This is a genomic window from Pseudomonas sp. E6002 (assembly GCF_013385565.1).
Classification (GTDB): Bacteria; Pseudomonadota; Gammaproteobacteria; order Pseudomonadales; family Pseudomonadaceae; genus Aquipseudomonas.
This window is the reverse complement of sequence record NZ_JACAPT010000009.1, coordinates 166906-183896: the sequence shown is the minus strand read 5'-3', so window position 1 is coordinate 183896 and position 16991 is coordinate 166906. Positions and strand designations below refer to the sequence as shown.

Annotated in this window: 16 protein-coding genes; 9 read left to right on the top strand and 7 right to left on the bottom strand. The window is 61.3% G+C overall.

The window, feature by feature from the left end; genetic code table 11:
* Nucleotides 1-9 precede the first annotated feature (9 nt).
* The 5 genes from epd (at nucleotide 10) to fba (ending at nucleotide 4157) form a co-directional block, all read left to right on the top strand.
* A complete protein-coding gene (epd, locus tag HX815_RS07095; protein WP_008434077.1) occupies nucleotides 10-1059 on the top strand; it encodes an erythrose-4-phosphate dehydrogenase in 1050 nt (349 codons plus the stop codon).
* Nucleotides 1060-1078: 19 nt separating this feature from the next.
* The gene (locus HX815_RS07090) at nucleotides 1079-2242 is read left to right on the top strand and encodes a phosphoglycerate kinase (RefSeq protein ID WP_008434075.1); all 1164 of its coding nucleotides are present in this window, start codon (nucleotides 1079-1081) and stop codon (nucleotides 2240-2242) included.
* 29 nt (nucleotides 2243-2271) lie between these two features.
* Complete coding sequence (locus HX815_RS07085; protein WP_008434073.1) at nucleotides 2272-2499, top strand: hypothetical protein; 228 nt, start codon at nucleotides 2272-2274, stop codon at nucleotides 2497-2499.
* Nucleotides 2500-2559: 60 nt separating this feature from the next.
* Nucleotides 2560-2895: an MliC family protein gene (locus HX815_RS07080; protein ID WP_003216869.1), complete on the top strand. Its 336-nt coding sequence runs from the start codon at nucleotides 2560-2562 to the stop codon at nucleotides 2893-2895.
* A 197-nt stretch (nucleotides 2896-3092) separates the two neighbouring features.
* Nucleotides 3093-4157 carry a class II fructose-bisphosphate aldolase gene (gene fba, locus HX815_RS07075; protein ID WP_003177554.1) on the top strand — a complete coding sequence of 355 codons (1065 nt, stop codon included), beginning with the start codon at nucleotides 3093-3095 and terminating at the stop codon, nucleotides 4155-4157.
* Between the two features lie 59 nt (nucleotides 4158-4216).
* Here fba and HX815_RS07070 read toward each other — a convergent pair whose 3' ends face one another.
* The 3 genes from HX815_RS07070 to HX815_RS07055 form a co-directional block, all read right to left on the bottom strand.
* Nucleotides 4217-4510 (bottom strand): fructose-bisphosphate aldolase, encoded by a 294-nt coding sequence (locus HX815_RS07070; protein ID WP_177028004.1) that lies wholly within the window; start codon nucleotides 4508-4510, stop codon nucleotides 4217-4219.
* A 430-nt stretch (nucleotides 4511-4940) separates the two neighbouring features.
* A complete protein-coding gene (gene alr, locus HX815_RS07060; RefSeq protein WP_177028003.1) occupies nucleotides 4941-6170 on the bottom strand; it encodes an alanine racemase in 1230 nt (409 codons plus the stop codon).
* 141 nt (nucleotides 6171-6311) lie between these two features.
* Nucleotides 6312-6977 carry a polysaccharide lyase family 7 protein gene (locus HX815_RS07055; RefSeq protein WP_003216876.1) on the bottom strand — a complete coding sequence of 222 codons (666 nt, stop codon included), beginning with the start codon at nucleotides 6975-6977 and terminating at the stop codon, nucleotides 6312-6314.
* A 308-nt stretch (nucleotides 6978-7285) separates the two neighbouring features.
* On the opposite strand from HX815_RS07055, the gene HX815_RS07050 reads away from it, so the two are divergent.
* The 3 genes from HX815_RS07050 to HX815_RS07040 are packed head-to-tail and all read left to right on the top strand — an operon-like array spanning nucleotide 7286 to nucleotide 10257.
* On the top strand, nucleotides 7286-9397 hold the full coding sequence (locus tag HX815_RS07050; protein WP_087693222.1) for a bifunctional diguanylate cyclase/phosphodiesterase: 2112 nt from the start codon (nucleotides 7286-7288) through the stop codon (nucleotides 9395-9397).
* Nucleotides 9398-9440: 43 nt separating this feature from the next.
* Nucleotides 9441-9941, top strand: a complete 501-nt coding sequence (locus tag HX815_RS07045; protein ID WP_003216881.1) for a M48 family metallopeptidase — start codon at nucleotides 9441-9443, stop codon at nucleotides 9939-9941.
* Between the two features lie 19 nt (nucleotides 9942-9960).
* Nucleotides 9961-10257: a helix-turn-helix domain-containing protein gene (locus HX815_RS07040; protein WP_087693220.1), complete on the top strand. Its 297-nt coding sequence runs from the start codon at nucleotides 9961-9963 to the stop codon at nucleotides 10255-10257.
* 115 nt (nucleotides 10258-10372) lie between these two features.
* Here the strand turns inward: HX815_RS07040 and HX815_RS07035 are convergent, their stop codons facing one another.
* Nucleotides 10373-10825 carry a GNAT family N-acetyltransferase gene (locus HX815_RS07035; protein WP_003216885.1) on the bottom strand — a complete coding sequence of 151 codons (453 nt, stop codon included), beginning with the start codon at nucleotides 10823-10825 and terminating at the stop codon, nucleotides 10373-10375.
* A gap of 219 nt (nucleotides 10826-11044) precedes the next feature.
* On the opposite strand from HX815_RS07035, the gene HX815_RS07030 reads away from it, so the two are divergent.
* Nucleotides 11045-11782 carry an ABC transporter substrate-binding protein gene (locus tag HX815_RS07030; protein ID WP_102370074.1) on the top strand — a complete coding sequence of 246 codons (738 nt, stop codon included), beginning with the start codon at nucleotides 11045-11047 and terminating at the stop codon, nucleotides 11780-11782.
* A 104-nt stretch (nucleotides 11783-11886) separates the two neighbouring features.
* Here the strand turns inward: HX815_RS07030 and yccS are convergent, their stop codons facing one another.
* From yccS to dbpA, 3 genes are all read right to left on the bottom strand, one after another.
* Nucleotides 11887-14070, bottom strand: coding sequence for a YccS family putative transporter (gene yccS / locus HX815_RS07025; protein ID WP_003216889.1), 2184 nt, complete (start codon nucleotides 14068-14070; stop codon nucleotides 11887-11889).
* A 234-nt stretch (nucleotides 14071-14304) separates the two neighbouring features.
* Nucleotides 14305-15483, bottom strand: coding sequence for an NAD(P)/FAD-dependent oxidoreductase (locus tag HX815_RS07020; protein ID WP_003216890.1), 1179 nt, complete (start codon nucleotides 15481-15483; stop codon nucleotides 14305-14307).
* Between the two features lie 160 nt (nucleotides 15484-15643).
* On the bottom strand, nucleotides 15644-16981 hold the full coding sequence (gene dbpA, locus HX815_RS07015) for an ATP-dependent RNA helicase DbpA (protein ID WP_236260841.1): 1338 nt from the start codon (nucleotides 16979-16981) through the stop codon (nucleotides 15644-15646).
* Nucleotides 16982-16991: the final 10 nt, after the last annotated feature.

The following is a 16991-nucleotide window of genomic DNA, read 5'->3' as shown; positions in this document are numbered from 1 at the left end:
GAGAACCCCATGCCTCAACCGCGTCCCTACAAAGTTGCACTCAACGGCTACGGCCGGATTGGTCGTTGCGTCTTGCGTGCTCTGTTCGAGCGAGGGCCGGCGGCCGGGTTTGAAATTGTCGCGATCAACGATCTGGCGGACATGGCCAGCATCGAATACCTGACACGCTTTGACTCCACCCACGGCCGGTTCCCCGGCGAAGTGCGGGTCGAAGACGATTGTCTGCATATTAATGGCAACTGCGTGAAGGTCCTGCGCAGTGCCACCCCTGAGGGCATCGACTGGGCGGCGCTGGACGTCGACCTGGTGCTGGAATGCTCCGGTGCCTATCACACCCGTGCCGACGGCCAGCGGTTTCTCGACGCCGGCGCACCACGGGTCCTGTTTTCCCAGCCGATGGCCAGCGAGGCGGATGTCGACGCCACCATCGTCTACGGCGTGAACCAGGATTGCCTGACCGGTGCCGAATTGCTGGTGTCCAACGCCTCCTGCACCACCAACTGCGGCGTGCCGCTGTTGCGCCTGCTGGACCAGGCGATTGGCCTGGAATACGTGTCGATCACCACCATTCACTCGGCAATGAACGATCAGCCGGTGATTGACGCTTACCACCATGAAGACCTGCGCCGTACGCGTTCGGCGTTTCAGTCGGTGATTCCGGTGTCCACCGGCCTGGCGCGCGGTATCGAGCGACTGTTGCCGGAACTTGCCGGGCGAATCCAGGCCAAAGCCGTACGGGTACCGACGGTGAATGTGTCTTGCCTGGACATCACCATGCAAACCGTCAGCGACACCGACGCCGGCGAAGTCAACCGGATCCTGCGCGACGCCGCCACCAGCGGCCCGCTCAAAGGCCTGTTGGCCTACACCGAGTTGCCGCACGCCAGCTGTGATTTCAACCACGACCCGCATTCGGCCATCGTCGATGCCAGCCAGACCCGCGTTTCCGGCCCACGGCTGGTGAACATCCTGGCGTGGTTCGACAACGAATGGGGTTTTGCCAACCGAATGCTGGACGTTGCAGAACACTATCTGCAAACAGCCTCTCCACAACTTTAGCTCTCAGGAATTGCCCCCCATGACCGTGTTGAAGATGACCGACCTCGATCTGCAAGGTAAGCGCGTACTGATCCGCGAAGACCTCAACGTCCCAGTCAAGGACGGTGTTGTCACCAGCGATGCGCGAATCCTGGCCTCGCTGCCGACCATCAAGCTGGCCCTGGAAAAAGGCGCGGCCGTGATGGTCTGCTCCCACTTGGGTCGTCCGACCGAAGGTGAATTCTCGGCAGAAAACAGCCTCAAGCCTGTAGCTGAATATTTGAGCAAGGCCCTGGGCCGCGACGTGCCGCTGGTTGCCGACTACCTGAACGGTGTGGACGTGAAGGCTGGCGACATCGTGCTGTTCGAAAACGTGCGCTTCAACAAGGGCGAGAAAAAGAACAGCGACGAACTGGCCCAGCAATACGCTGCCCTGTGCGACGTGTTCGTGATGGACGCTTTCGGCACCGCGCACCGTGCCGAGGGTTCGACCCATGGCGTGGCCAAGTTTGCCAAAGTTGCCGCAGCTGGCCCGTTGCTGGCGGCTGAACTGGACGCACTGGGCAAGGCCCTCGGCGCTCCGGCCCAACCGATGGCCGCCATCGTTGCCGGCTCCAAGGTGTCCACCAAGCTCGACGTGCTGAACAGCCTGAGCCAGATCTGCAACCAGCTGATCGTCGGCGGCGGCATTGCCAACACCTTCCTGGCCGCTGCCGGTCACCCGGTGGGCAAATCGCTGTACGAGCCGGACCTGCTGGAAACCGCCCGCGCCATTGCCGCCAAGGTCAGCGTGCCGCTGCCGGTAGACGTGGTGGTGGCCAAGGAATTCGCTGAAAGCGCCGAAGCCACCGTCAAGCTGATCGCTGACGTTGCCGCTGACGACATGATCCTGGACATCGGCCCGCAAACGGCAGCCAACTTCGCTGAACTGCTGAAGTCGTCCAAGACCATCCTGTGGAACGGCCCGGTCGGCGTGTTCGAGTTCGACCAGTTCGGCAACGGCACCAAAGTGCTGGCCCACGCCATCGCTGAAAGCTCGGCATTTTCCATCGCTGGCGGTGGCGACACCCTGGCGGCCATCGATAAATATGGCGTTGCTGACCAGATCTCCTACATTTCTACGGGGGGTGGTGCGTTCCTCGAATTCGTTGAAGGCAAGGTACTGCCGGCTGTCGAAGTGCTGGAAAGCCGGGCCAAGGGATAAGGCACTTGCTGAGGAAAAGGAGCATTCCGATGATCAGGTCGTTGGCACTGGTGATTGCAGCGGGCCTGCTGGCCGGCTGCGGCAGCACGCCGAAAGCGGCGCCCGAGTCTGAAAAGGCCGGGGCGGCGCGGCAAAAGAGTTGCTACCAGGCTGACTGGCAGGCCGAAACCATGCCGGTGATCAACAAGCGCATCGGGCCGGACGGGTTGGAGAAATACGACTCTGCGCCCAACGGTCAGGAACAGGGTTGCCCTTGACGGGTCTGATTCACTAACCGACAGCAGCGGTGGCCGCAGGTCGCCGCTTGAGGATTGGCAATGAAAGGCGTTTTCGCCCTGGCGGCACTGGCGTTATTGGCCGGATGCACCAACCTGAACATGTTCGACAAGAAGGCAGAGCCGGCAGACAAGTGGACCACCTGGACGTGTGACAGCCAGGCGCAAGTCAACTGGCGGTTTGCCGACCAGGCCCGCACCCAGGTGGATGTGCGCCTCGGCGGCTCGGACCAGGTGTATCGCCTCAAGCAGGATGTGGCGGCCTCGGGCGTGCTGTACAGCGACGGCCAGTTGGCGTTTCACACAAAAGGTGAGGAAGGCCTGGTTTACTGGGTTGCCACCGATGATTTGATCGGGCGTGGCTGTAAAGCGCAATAACACGCCGCGATCACCCGTAGGAGCCGGCTTGCCGGCGATAGCGTCAGCCGCCATCGCCGGCAAGCCGGGTCCTACAGACAGGTTTAACGATTAAGCAGGGCAGGCTTTGAAAGCCTGACCTTCAATAACTTGAATAGCAGCCGCCGCTACGGCAGGCTTGCACGATTAACGACCCTCGACCGGGAGAGAGACTCACAATGGCACTTATCAGCATGCGCCAGATGTTGGACCACGCAGCCGAATTCGGCTATGGCGTTCCAGCCTTCAACGTCAACAACCTTGAGCAGATGCGCGCCATCATGGAAGCCGCTGACAAGACTGACTCTCCAGTGATCGTCCAGGCTTCGGCCGGCGCGCGCAAATACGCCGGTGCCCCGTTCCTGCGTCACCTGATCCTCGCCGCGATCGAAGAATTCCCGCACATCCCGGTGTGCATGCACCAGGACCACGGCACCAGCCCTGACGTGTGCCAGCGCTCCATCCAGTTGGGCTTCAGCTCGGTAATGATGGACGGTTCCCTGGGCGAAGACGGCAAGACCCCGACCGACTACGAATACAACGTACGCGTCACCCAACAAACCGTGGCCATGGCTCACGCCTGTGGCGTTTCGGTTGAAGGCGAGCTGGGCTGCCTGGGTTCCCTGGAAACCGGCATGGCCGGTGAAGAAGACGGTATCGGCGCCGAAGGCGTACTGGATCACAGCCAAATGCTGACCGATCCGGAAGAAGCCGCCGACTTCGTGAAAAAGACCCAGGTTGACGCCCTGGCCATCGCCATCGGCACCAGCCATGGCGCTTACAAATTCACCAAGCCACCTACCGGCGACGTGTTGGCCATCGACCGCATCAAGGAAATCCACAAGCGCATCCCGAACACCCACCTGGTGATGCACGGTTCTTCCTCGGTACCGCAAGAGTGGCTGGCGATCATCAACCAGTACGGCGGCGACATCAAAGAAACCTACGGCGTGCCGGTTGAAGAAATCGTCGAAGGCATCAAGTACGGCGTGCGCAAGGTCAACATCGACACCGACCTGCGCCTGGCCTCCACCGGTGCGATGCGTCGCCTGATGGCCACCAACCCGAGCGAATTTGACCCACGTAAATTCTTCGGCGCTACCGTGACTGCCATGCGTGATGTATGTATCGCACGTTACGAAGCCTTCGGTACTGCGGGCAACGCTTCGAAGATCAAGCCGATCTCGTTGGAAGCGATGTACCAGCGTTACCTGAAAGGTGAGTTGAACGCCAAGGTCAACTAAGCCTTACGCGTTAATGAAAAGCCCGCAGCGATGCGGGCTTTTTTGTGGCTGAAATTTGATCAGGCGGCTGCGCGGGTGTCGAACCCGCGGTATTCGATGACGCGGAATACGTCGCTTACGTCCTGCACCAGGATGCGGGCGGTGTTGGCTACGTGGTTCAGGTCACGCTCCGCAAAATCGGGCAGGCTGGAGCAGGCCATCAGGTTGAGGTGTTCGAGGGCGGCGTTGAGGCGTTCACGCAGGCAGGCGTGCAGGTCCTGCAGCGGAGCTTCGCTGTCGATCAGGAGTACCGGGTATTCGGTGGCTGTTTCGGTGCAGGGGGTGAAACGGCGGGGCGGGAGTTCTGGCGTCATGGCAAATATTCCTCGTATCTAAAAAGGACTACCGCCGTTCGCTGCGAAACGAATGGGTGGTAGCTGTGTGCGGGTTCGCAGACCGAGGATACGAGGAACCCGGCAGACCCGAAGGTCTCCCACACACAGCCACCATAAAATAAACGACGGACGTAGAAGCGCTAGTCGTTGCATTCATGATGCTTGGTTACACACGTATCGTTAGGGCTGCGAAACCCTATCGCCGTTCAATGCCGGCGACGGGGCGAACTATAAGCGGCGCTCCGATTCACCGCAACGGCCCTGTAGGACACAGAACCCCTGTGGGAGCCGGGCAAGTCGAATCGTCGCACCGCCAGCTCCCACAGGGATAAGTGTTGTTTAAGTGATTGTGTTAATCACCGAATGATCCTTGGGTCCATAGGACAGTGCCTACGAGATGTGGGGAGACTTAGTTCTCCACCAGCACCTTCGGATTCGAGTTACCCCACACCGTATACAGATCCGCCAGCAACGCACCGTTGATGTCTTCAACCTCCGCCTGGCTGGTCTCCACCGCGCCCTGCTTGCCGAACAACACCACCTCATCGCCGCTCTTCACGGTCGGCACGTCGGTGACATCGACCATCAGGGTGTTCATCGACACCTTGCCCACCACCGGCACCCGGTGCCCGTTGATCAGCACGATGCCTTTGTTGGTAAACGCCCGGCGATAGCCGTCGGAATAACCCACGGTGATGTTCGCCAGTTTCGAATCCCGCGCCAGGGTGTAGGTGCGGTCGTAGCCTACGGTGTTGCCTTTCGGGTAGCTGTTGACGGACGCCACGTGGGATTTGAACTGCATCACCCGCTTGTATTCGGTGAACGACGGTACGGTATCGCCAAACAGCAGGCCGCCCGGACGAACCATGTCCAGCCGCGACTCGGGCACTTCCAGGGTGGCGAAGGAGTTGGCGGCGTGCAGGGTGATTTTGCTGCGGTCGAGCTGGGCGACGTTGATCAGCCAGTTGGCTTGTTCGTTGAACGCCTTGAGGCCGGTGCGCACGTCGGCGGCGTCTTCGACGGCGAAGTGGGTCATGATCGCCGTCACCTGCAGGTTTGGCACCTTGGTAATGGCTACGGCGTCGCGGCGGCCCTGGGCGGTGGTCATTTCCACACCGTTGCGGCTCATGCCGCTGGAGTTCAGGCCCAGGTGCACGACCAGTGGGCGGCCGTGGTTTTCGGCGATCAGGCTGGCGCGCACGGCGAAGTCCAGATTGCCCACCAGCTCTTCGACGTTATACGGCAACGCAGCTTCCAGCTCGCTCAGGGCGGCGGTGCGTACGCGGATCAGTTGGCCCTTGAAGCCGCTTTCACGGACCACGCGGGCTTCTTCGTTGCTGGCGATGCCGACGCAGGGCACGCCCAGTTTGATCACCGAGGGCATCAGTAAACCGATGCCGTGACCGTAGGCATCCGCCTTGAGCACGGCGCAGATTTTCGACTTGTCAGCGAGGCTGGCTTGGAGGGTGCGGATATTGTTTTCGAAGGCGACCTTGTTGATTTCGATCCAGGCGTTGCTGTCCTGGATATTGACCTGGGCCACCCCGTCGGCCATCGAGAGGGGCGGGGCGGCAAAGGCCGGGTTTTGCAGCAGTGCCATGCCCATAGAGAGGGCTAGCAGGGTGCGGGAAAAGGGCATTGGGCAGTCTCCATGACTTTCTTGTAGGGGGTAGTGCGCGTGCGCGGCGCCATACTCGGATTGTCCTACAAGAAAGTCGAGACCCTGGGTCGCGGTTCTGTCCTAAAGCGTCGTGGGACCGGTCGCTGAAGCGAATCAGCTTCAGTCGTGGTCAATGTCCAGCTTGGCAAACGTCACGCGGGCGCCTTCCTTGCTGTTGCCGCTGTTGTCCTGCACGTAGGCACCGGCCTTGAAGTACAGCGGCTGTTTGCCCCACGCAGCGCCGATGCGTTCGTTCCATTGCCCATTGGCAGCGTCGACGCTCAACAATCCGGCCTTGTTCAGGTGGATGACATAGGTGAAGTCGCGGTCCAGCGGTACGTTCTCGGCGACGATGATCACCCGGCCTTCCGACTCGTCAGGGCGCATGCGCACCTTGGCGACGATGTTGCCGGTCTGGGTTTTTTCCTTGTATTGGTATTCGACCTTGATCAGTGGCTTCTGGCTTTCGTAGGCGTGGATTTGACCGATCACCACCTTGCCGGACGACGGCACCTTGTTGACCGCCAACGTGGCACGCAGGAAATTGTCGGCGTCGCTGTACAGCCAGTTACGCAGGCGGCCGTCGGCGTAGGTTTCCCGCAGTTCGCTGCGAGGGTAAACGGCGTTCTCGGTACGCGTGCCGGTTACCGGGGTCCAGAATTGCACGCTGCTGCCTTCGGCCTGGAAGTATTGGTCCTTGAACCCGCTGAGCAGCTTCGGCGTGTCGATGGTCGAGGGCGGGGAGCCGACGGGGATGCTCAGGTTCCAGGTGGACAGATCAATCATTGAATACGCCTATAACGGGGAAAGAAGGCCTTGGCTCGGGAGCCGGCACTTTCTTTATAGGTGGCTCGAAATGGATTGTTAATGGCTTTGTGGCGGATTGTTGGCGCCAATGAAATGTCAAAAAGCCATGTTCCCCGTAAACCGCGGGCTGTAGACACTGACCGTTAGTCGGTTGTCTGGGCTTTGGCGCAATGATGGCACCGTCGTGGCTTCTGCTTTATGGGATCCAGGGCTAGAGTGAGCCCTTATTGTTTATCCGGTTTTGTCGCAAAAATGACCGGAATGACTCCGACGAAAGAGAAGCAGCAATGGAATGCGCTCCAATCAAGCCTCGCGATGGTTGTTCAGTGCTTTTGGTGGTCGATGACTATCCCGAAAACCTGATCAGCATGCGTGCGTTATTGCAGCGTGAAGATTGGCATGTGGTGACGGCGGCCTCCGGGGTTGAAGCCCTGGGATTGCTGCTCGAACACGACGTCGACCTGGTGTTGCTGGATGTGATGATGCCCGGCATGGACGGGTTCGAGGTGGCCCGGCTGATGCGCGGCAGCCAACGTACGCAACTGACCCCGATCATCTTTCTCAGCGCTCACGCCCAATCGCCGGCGGCGATGCTGGAAGGCTATGCCAGCGGCGCGATCGACTACCTGCTGAAACCCTTCGACCCGAATATCCTCAAGCCCAAGGTCCAGGCCCTGCTGGAGCACCAGCGCAACCGCCGTGCCTTGCAGCGCCTGAGTCACGATCTGGAGTCGGCCCGGGCCTTCAATGCCTCGGTGCTCGACAATGCCGCCGAAGGCATCCTGGTGGTGGGCGAAGACGGCGTGATCAGCTACGCCAACCCGGCGATTTCGCGGCTGATCAATGCGCCGGTCGCTGAGATCCAGGGTGCCGAGTTCCTGGGCTTCCTACAGAAGCCCCATGTGCCTGGGTGGTCCGATTCTGCATTGTATGAAGGCTACAAACGTGGTGAAACCTGGCGCCTGCACGACGCCATCTTGCGCACCGCGCCCGGCCAGCAGTTGCCCGTGGCGATGTCGTGCGCCCCGCTGCCGGCCGAGCAGAAAGCCATGGTGGTCACGGTGCTGGACATGTCCGAGGTGCGCCATCTGCATCAGCAACTGGAGTTCCAGGCCGTCACCGACCCGCTGACGGGCCTGCTCAATCGGCGTGGGTTTCACCAGTCGGTGGAGAATGTGCTGTTGCGCAGCGAGCGTAACGAGCAGTCGCTGGTGCTGCTGTACCTGGACCTGGACGGGTTCAAGCGGGTCAACGATTCCCTCGGCCACGACGCCGGAGACCGCGTGCTGCGCTGGGTCTCGGAACAGTTGAAGGCGTGCCTGCGCTCCTACGACATTCTCGGGCGCATGGGCGGGGATGAATTCACCGCGCTGCTGGAGCTGGAATTTCCGGAGCAGGCGGCCAAGATTGCGGAAAAACTGATCGAACGGGTGTCGATCTGTCAGCAGGTCGACGGTCTGGATGTGATGCTGGGCGTCAGTATCGGCATCGCCACTTTCCCGGACTGCGGCTCGGACCTCAACGGCCTGCTGCGCGCGGCGGACGTCGCGATGTACGAGGCCAAGCGCGCCGGGCGTCAGCAATATCGCTATTACGATCAGGAAATGAACGGCCGGGCCCGCTCGCGCCTGATGCTCGAAGACAGCGTACGCAGCGCCATCGACAGCAAGGATTTCACCCTGGTGTACCAGCCGCAGGTGTCGTTGCACGACGGCCATCTGCGGGGCGTCGAAGCGCTGCTGCGCTGGCAGCACCCGAGTGTCGGCGATGTGCCGCCGGGGCTGTTTCTGCCGTTGCTCGAAGAGGCGCGGCTGATCAGCCAGTTGAGCACCTGGATCTACCAGCAGGTGGCCGCCCAACGGCAGGCATGGGCAGGGGTGTTCAGCGATGAGTTGGTCCTGAGCGTGAGCTTGAGCAGCAGCCAGTTCAATATGCCGAACCTGGCCAGCCAGCTGCAGCAGGTGCTGGAGCGACATGGGTTGCAAGGCCGGCAGCTTGAGGTGGAGATCAGTGAAGAAAGCCTGATGCACAACCTGGATGAGTCCACCAAGCAGCTCAAGCTGTTGCGCCGGGCCGGCGTGCGGATTGCCCTGGATGATTTCGGCGCGGGCAACTGCTCCCTGGCCCACCTGCGGGACCTGGAATTCGACACCCTCAAGCTCGACCCGAAGCTGATCGCCCGCCTGCCGGGTTCATCCCGGGACGCGGCGATGGCGCGCAGCATTATCGAATTGTGCCGGCATTTTGATCTGCTGGTGATTGCCGAAGGTGTCGAGACCCAGGAGCAAGTTGAATGGCTCAAGGCCAACGGCTGCCAGTTCATCCAGGGCCCGCAGGTGGCGCCGCCGTTGATCGCGGATGAAATTGCCGACTGGCGCCTGCGCGCAGCGGCCCGCTGAATTCGCTACACTGGCGCCCATTCAAATACCCGTTGTTGACCCCATGACCGCGCTGAAATACCTCCAGGCCTACCCCCCAGCATTGCAGGAGCAAGTGCGCCAGTTGATTGCCAAGGACCAACTCGGCGACTACCTGACCCAGCGCTACCCCGAACGGCATGGCGTGCAGAGCGACAAAGCGCTGTACAGCTACGCCCAGGCCCTGAAGCAGGAACATCTGCGCAACGCCCCGGCCATCGACAAGGTGTTGTTCGACAACCGCCTGGACCTGACCCACCGCGCCCTCGGCCTGCACACCACCATCTCCCGGGTGCAGGGTGGCAACCTCAAGTCGAAGAAAGAAATCCGTATCGCCTCGCTGTTCAAGGAAGCCGCGCCGGAATTTCTGCGCATGATCGTGGTACACGAACTGGCGCACTTCAAGGAATCGGACCACAACAAGGCGTTCTACAAACTCTGTGAATACATGTTGCCGGGCTACCATCAGGTGGAATTCGACCTGCGGGTGTACCTGACCTGGCGGGACCTGCAGGGCAAGCCCTGACCTTCAAAGGCGATCGAGCATGGATGTGAGCAAGACCAAAAGCAGCTTCTACCGGCGCCTGTATGTGGCGTACCTGATTGATAGCCAGCTGGCCAGCAGCGTGCCGGCACTGACCGAGGTGACGGGCATGCCCCGGCGTACTGCACAGGACACGATTGCGGCGTTGGCGGACCTGGATATTGTGTGTGAGTTTGAACAGGAAGACGGGGCCCGCAACCATGCCGGGCGCTATCGGATTCGTGATTGGGGCGCGATTGATCGGCGCTGGATCGAGGCGAACCTAAGCCGGATCAAGGCTGTCCTGGATTACCCCTGAAGGCTTGTGGTGACCGGGCTGACGCCTTCGCGAGCAAGCCCGCTCCCACATTCGACCGCATTCCAAAGGTGGAACTCGGTCAAATGTGGGAGCGGGCTTGCTCGCGAAGAGGCCCTCATGCCCGGCGCATGCCTATATGTGGAATGTCATCCTCCAGGTATTCCTCACCCGCCACCACAAACCCGTACCGCCCGTAATACCCCTGCAAATGCGCCTGGGCCGACAGATAGATCGGCACGTCGGGCCACTGTTTCTCCGCCTGCCTGAGGGCCTCATCCATCATCTGGTGGCCCAGCCCGGTACCCCGCGCGCTCGGCGCAACGATCACCCGGCCGATCACCACATCACCACCTTGTGATTCAGGATCCAGCAGGCGCAGGTAGGCCTGCAGTTGACCATCATCCCAGGCCATCAGGTGATGGGTGTCACCGTCCAGGTCCTGGCCGTCGATGTCCTGGTACACGCATTTCTGCTCGACCACGAAGACCTCCGAGCGCAGGCGCAAAATGGCGTACAGCTGCTCCTTGCCCAGGTCACTGTGGTGTTTGCAGACCCATTCGACTGTCATGGTGTTCTCTCGGCTGATTGTCTGGTCAGGATAGTAAGCGCGCGGGAGGCGGGTGTCTAAATTGCGGTTTTTTTGTGAGTGAGATCAATTTGCCATCATTCTCTGCGTGCGACGCTGCCGTCTTTGTGTAATCTGCAGTACAGCTCATTGATGAGCTACTGTTAAATCCTCGGGTTGCCCCAGAGGTCAGGCCATAGAATGCCCGCCAAGGACTTGAGCATGCCGCGATTTTCTCGTGCCGTTGCTTTGATCGGTTTGTTGTTGCTGGCCCAGGCGGTGGCGGCAGAACGCTTGCGACTGGTGGCGGATGCCTGGCCGCCGTTCACTGACGCCACCCTGGTCAATGGTGGTTTGGCCACCGACATCGTGACCACCGCCCTGGCCCGTGCCGGCTATGCCAGTGAGTTTGAACAGGTGCCCTGGGCGCGGGCGCTGATGGGTGTGGGCGATGGGCGTTACGACGTATTGGTGAACGCCTGGTACGACGATGCGCGTACTCAGTTGGGGCAGTTTTCCGGCGAATACCTGCTCAACCGGGTGCTGTTTCTCAAGCGCCGCGACGATCCCATCGACTACCAGAACCTGGAGCAGTTGCACGACTACCCCGTCGCGGTGGTGCGTGGCTATGCCTATTCAGCGGCGTTCGATGCCGATCCGCAATTGCAGAAAGTCCCGGTGCATAACTTCGCCATGGCCGTGCGCATGCTGGCGGCGCAGCGGGTGCGGCTGACGTTGGAGGACGAATTCGTCGCCCGCTACTACCTGGCTCGGGAGTCCGCCACCGTGCGCAACGCGGTGGAGTTTTTGCCGGTGCCGCTGAGCGAAAACAGCCTGCACATTCTGGTTAGCCTGAAAAATCCTCAGCATCAGCAGATTGTTGCCGGGTTTGATCGGGAGATTGCCAGGATGAAGGCAGATGGCAGTTATGCGCGGTTGATGAAGCAGCACGGGATGTAGTGAGGCTAATGGCCCCTTCGCGAGCAAGCCCGCTCCCACATTCGACCGCATTCCAAAGGTGGAACTCGGCCGAATGTGGGAGCGGGCTTGCTCGCGAAGAGGGTTCAGGCTTCGCTGGTATCTTTGATCAGGTGAGCCGCCAACGTGCGCAACGGCCCCAGTTGCCGGCAGATCAGCGCCAATTGCGTCTGCACCAGCCGCTGCCCTTCATCAATCTCATCCGGCATCTGCTCCAGGTCCACTGCCAAGGCTTCCTCGGCATCACTCTGAATCGCAATTGGCTGCTTGTTCGCCAGCCCGGTGGCGATCTCGTCAATGCTCGCCGCCAGCGTCTTCCCGGCGCCTTCGATCAAGTGCTCGCGCACTTCCGCCGGCAGTTGGGTTTCCCGGTGGGCGCCCAGCCCCGACAGGTAGCTGAGCAGCGTGTGGGACAGCACCAGGAACCTGAACCCCACGTCCGCTTCCTTACGGAAATGCCCCGGCTCCATCAGCATGTTCGCCAGGGTGGTGGACAGCGCGGCGTCGGCGTTGTGGGCATTGCGCCGGGCGAGGCGGTAAGCCAGGTCGTCGCTTTTGCCCGCGGCGTACTGCTGCATGATCTGGCGCAGGTAGATGCTGTTGCAGGTCAGGGTATTGGCCAGCACCTTGTTCAGGCGCCGGCCCTGCCAGTCCGGCAGGAACAGGAACACCGCCAGTCCGGCGATCAGGCTGCCGAGCAAGGTATCGAACAGCCGTGGCAGGAACAGCCCGTAGCCGTCGCCCACCTGGTTGAAGCAGAACAGCACCATCAGCGTGATCGCGGCAGTCGCCAGGGTGTAGCGCGTGGTGCGGTTGATAAAGAACACCAGGCCGGCGGCAATGGCGAACATCGACTGGATCAGCGGGTTGGGGAACAGGTCGAACAGCGCCCAGGCGATGGTCAGGCCGATGGCCGTGCCGATGATCCGCTGGCCCAGCTTGCGCCGGGTGGCGCCGTAGTTTGGCTGGCACACGAACAGCGTGGTGAGGATGATCCAATAGCCTTGGGACGGGTGAATCAAGTGCACCATCCAGTAGCCGATACTCAGCGCCAGGGGCAGGCGCAGGGCGTGGCGGAACAGCAACGAAGTCGGCGTCAACTGCGTGCGCAGGCGCGTCCACATTTCCTTGAGGTTGCGCGGTGCACGGTCCAGCAGGCTGCTGTCGGTGGCATCGGCCAGGCTGTCGGGGTTAGCGGCGTCGCCCAGCAGGCGGTCCAGGGTCGACAGGTTGGCCGCCAGGGCGCGCAGGGAGCGCAGCAGGCCGCGCCAGGCCGGGTTGCTCTGGATGCGCAGGTGTTCCAGGGAGGCGTTGAGGTCGCCCAGGGCTTCGGCGAAGCTGTCGTCATAAACGAACGGCTGGCGCATCTGGATCGATTCGGCCAGGGTCTGGCAGGCCTTGCCTTGCTGGCGCAACAGGCGCTGGCAGCGGAACAGCACGTCGCTGTGGAAGAAGGCTTCGGCGAGGGCGTTGTAAGGGTAGTGCGAGGAGCTGGCGCGCTCGTGGATGTCCTGCGCCAGGAAGTACAGCTTGAGGTAGCGGCTGACCTTGGAGCCCGGGCGACCATTGCCGACCCGGTGCAGGATGATCTCTTTGGCGGCGTTCAGTGCTGCCACCACCCGGCCGTTCTGCTGCGCCAGTTCCAGGCGCCGCGCTTCCACATCCAGTTGGCGGATCGGTTCGAACAATGAGGACTTGAGCTTGAGGTAACGCCCCAGCTCACGAAACAGTCGCGCCAGGCTCTGCTGCACTGGCTGGTTGGAAAACAGCACCTGCCACAACACCGACAGCGCGCCATACCACGCGGCGCCGGCCACCAGCAGCAAGGGTTCATGCCAGAAGTCGGTGACGGCGCCACCGCGCTGGTCCACGCCGATCATGGTGTAGACCGAGAGAATCAGGGTGGCCGAAGCGATCGCTCCATAACGCTCGCCGAGGGCACCGAGCATGGTCAGGCCGAAGCTGGAGAGCGCCAGGAAGATCGCGAAGATCCAGGGATATGGGAAAAGCAGTTCGACGGACAGTGCCGCAGTGCTGAAGCACACCAGTGTCACGGCCAGGGCGTTGAGCCGGCCTTGCCAGTTGTCATCGGTCTCAGCCAGGGCGCTGGCGATAATGCCCAGGAACAGCGGGATCAGCAGCGCCATTTCATTCTGGTACCAGCACAGCGCCATGCTGCCGGTCAGGGCGATGAATACCCGTACGCTGTAACTGAACTTATCCAGTGCCCAAAGGCGCCGCATGGACTGCTTGAAGGAGGTCGATGACATGAAGTCTGGGGTCTTCCGGGACGATGCCGCTAAATTGAGCCAGTAATGACGCCACGGCAAGCGTGGCGATCACATCTGAGAGCAAAATTTATTCCAGTCATTACTTCCAAGCACACCACGAACCAAATGTGGGAGCGGGCTTGCTCGCGAAGGCGGTGTATCAGTCACTGATGTATTAGCTGAGACTCCGCCTTCGCGAGCAAGCCCGCTCCCACATTTTTTTACCGCGTTCCGTCAGGCAAATTGGGCAGCGGCATAACCGGAAGCCCACGCCCACTGGAAATTGAACCCGCCCAGGTGACCGGTCACATCCAACACTTCGCCGATGAAGTACAAACCGGGGCTTTTCAGGGATTCCATGGTCTTGGACGAGACTTCCCGGGTGTCCACGCCACCCAGGGTGACCTCGGCGGTGCGATAGCCTTCAGTACCCGCCGGCACCAGTTGCCAGCTCCCCAGTTTGCCGGCGATGTCGGCAATCTCGGCGTGGGTGTACTGCTTCATCGGCTTGGAAACGAACCAGGTTTCGGCCAGCAGGTTGGCCATCTTCTTGGTGAAGATCTCACCCAGCAGGGTTTTCAGCTCGCTGTTCGGGCGCTCCACCTGTTGCGCTTGCAGCCAGGTGTGGGCGTCGTGGTCGGGCAGCAGGTTGATTTCCACCGTGTCGCCGGGTTCCCAGTAGGAGGAAATCTGCAGGATCGCCGGCCCGCTCAGGCCGCGGTGGGTAAACAGGATGTTCTCGCGAAAGCTTTGGTCGTTGCAGCTCACCAGGCAATCCACGGACGTACCGGACAGCTCGCCGCACAATTCCTTGAGCTGGTCGGTGATGGTGAACGGCACCAGCCCGGCGCGGGTTGGCAGCAGTTCATGGCCGAACTGCTTGGCCACTTGATAACCAAAGCCGGTGGCCCCCAGGGTCGGGATCGACAGCCCGCCGGTGGCGATCACCAGTGATTCGCAGCGCAACTCACCCAGGGTGGTTTGCAACTGATAGCCGCCATCGACCTTGGCAATCTCCTGCACCGAGGTGTCCAGGTGCATGCTCACGCCGACCTGGATGCACTCATCCAGCAGCATCCCGAGGATGTCGCTGGACTTGTTGTCGCAGAACAGCTGGCCGAGTTTTTTCTCGTGGTACGGCACGCCGTGCTTGGCCACCAGCCCGATGAAATCCCACTGGGTGTAGCGGGCCAGGGCGGACTTGCAGAAGTGCGCGTTGTGGGAGAGGAAGTTGGCGGGCTCCGTGTACATATTGGTGAAGTTGCAGCGGCCACCGCCGGACATCAGGATCTTTTTGCCGGCCTTGTTCGCGTGGTCGATCAACATCACCTTGCGCCCACGCCCGGCGGCGGTCAGCGCACACATCAAGCCTGCGGCGCCGGCGCCAATGATCACAACTTCGGTCGAGCGCACAGCCATGTCCTCATACAAATTCTGAATTGGAATACAGTCAAATGTGGGAGCGGGCTTGCTCGCGAATGCGCAGTGTCAGTCACCGAATCTGTCGACTGATATACCGCATTCGCGAGCAAGCCCGCTCCCACATTTTTGATCTCGGTATAGCTTGAGATCTTTACAGGATACGAACGCGCAACGAACGGCCTTTGATCTTGCCGTCATTCAAACGCTGCAGCGCCTGCTTGGCGATCCCGCGTTCAACGGCCACGAACGCCTGGAAATCAAAGATCGCGATCTTGCCGACCTGGGCCCCCGGAATCCCGGCTTCACCGGTCAGTGCGCCAAGGATATCGCCCGGGCGAACCTTGTCTTTACGGCCGGCGGCAATGCACAGGGTGCTCATCACCGGCAGCAACGGGCCGCCGCTCTGAGGCTTGAGGTTGTCCAACTGGTCCCAGTTCAGCGGCGACTTCTGCAACTGCTCGATGGCCTGGGCGCGGTGGGCTTCGGACGGTGCGACGAGGCTGATAGCAATGCCCGTCTCACCCGCGCGACCGGTACGGCCCACGCGGTGGATGTGGATTTCCGAGTCGCGGGCCAGTTCGACGTTGATCACCATGTCCAGTGCATCAATGTCCAGGCCACGGGCAGCCACGTCGGTGGCGACCAGTACCGACGTACTGCGGTTGGCGAACATCGCCAGTACCTGGTCACGGTCGCGCTGTTCCAGGTCGCCATGCAGGCCAACGGCGGAGATGCCCTTGGCGGTCAGGTGATCCACGGTTTCCTGCACTTGCTGCTTGGTAAAGCAGAAGGCTACGCAAGACGCCGGGCGGAAATGCGCCAGGACCTTGGTCACCGCGTCCATGCGCTCTTCCGGGGAGATCTCGTAGAAGCGTTGCTCGATCTGGTCGTCCGAGTGGAACGCTTCGGCCTTGACCTGTTGCGGCGCGCGCATGAATTTCGAGGCCAGTTGCTTGATGCTCACCGGGTAGGTGGCCGAGAACAGCAGGGTCTGGCGGCGGGCCGGGGTCTTGCTGATGATGTCTTCGATGGCGTCGTAGAAGCCCATGTCGAGCATGCGGTCGGCTTCATCGAGGATCAGCGTGTTCAAGCCGTCCAAAACCAGCGAACCCTTGCGCAGGTGCTGCTGGATGCGGCCCGGGGTGCCGACGATGACGTGGGCGCCGTGCTCCAGGGAGGCGATCTGCGGGCCGAGGGACACGCCGCCGCACAGGGTCAGCACCTTGATGTTGTCTTCGGCGCGGGCCAGGCGACGGATTTCCTTGGCCACCTGGTCAGCCAGCTCGCGGGTCGGGCACATGACCAGTGCCTGGCAGCCGAAGTAGCGCGGGTTGATCGGGTTCAACAGGCCGATGCCAAAGGCTGCGGTCTTGCCGCTGCCGGTCTTGGCCTGGGCAATCAGGTCCAGCCCTTTGAGGATCACCGGCAAGCTTTGCGCCTGGATCTGCGTCATCTCGACATAACCCAGCGAGTCGAGGTTAGCCAGCATGGCGGCGGAC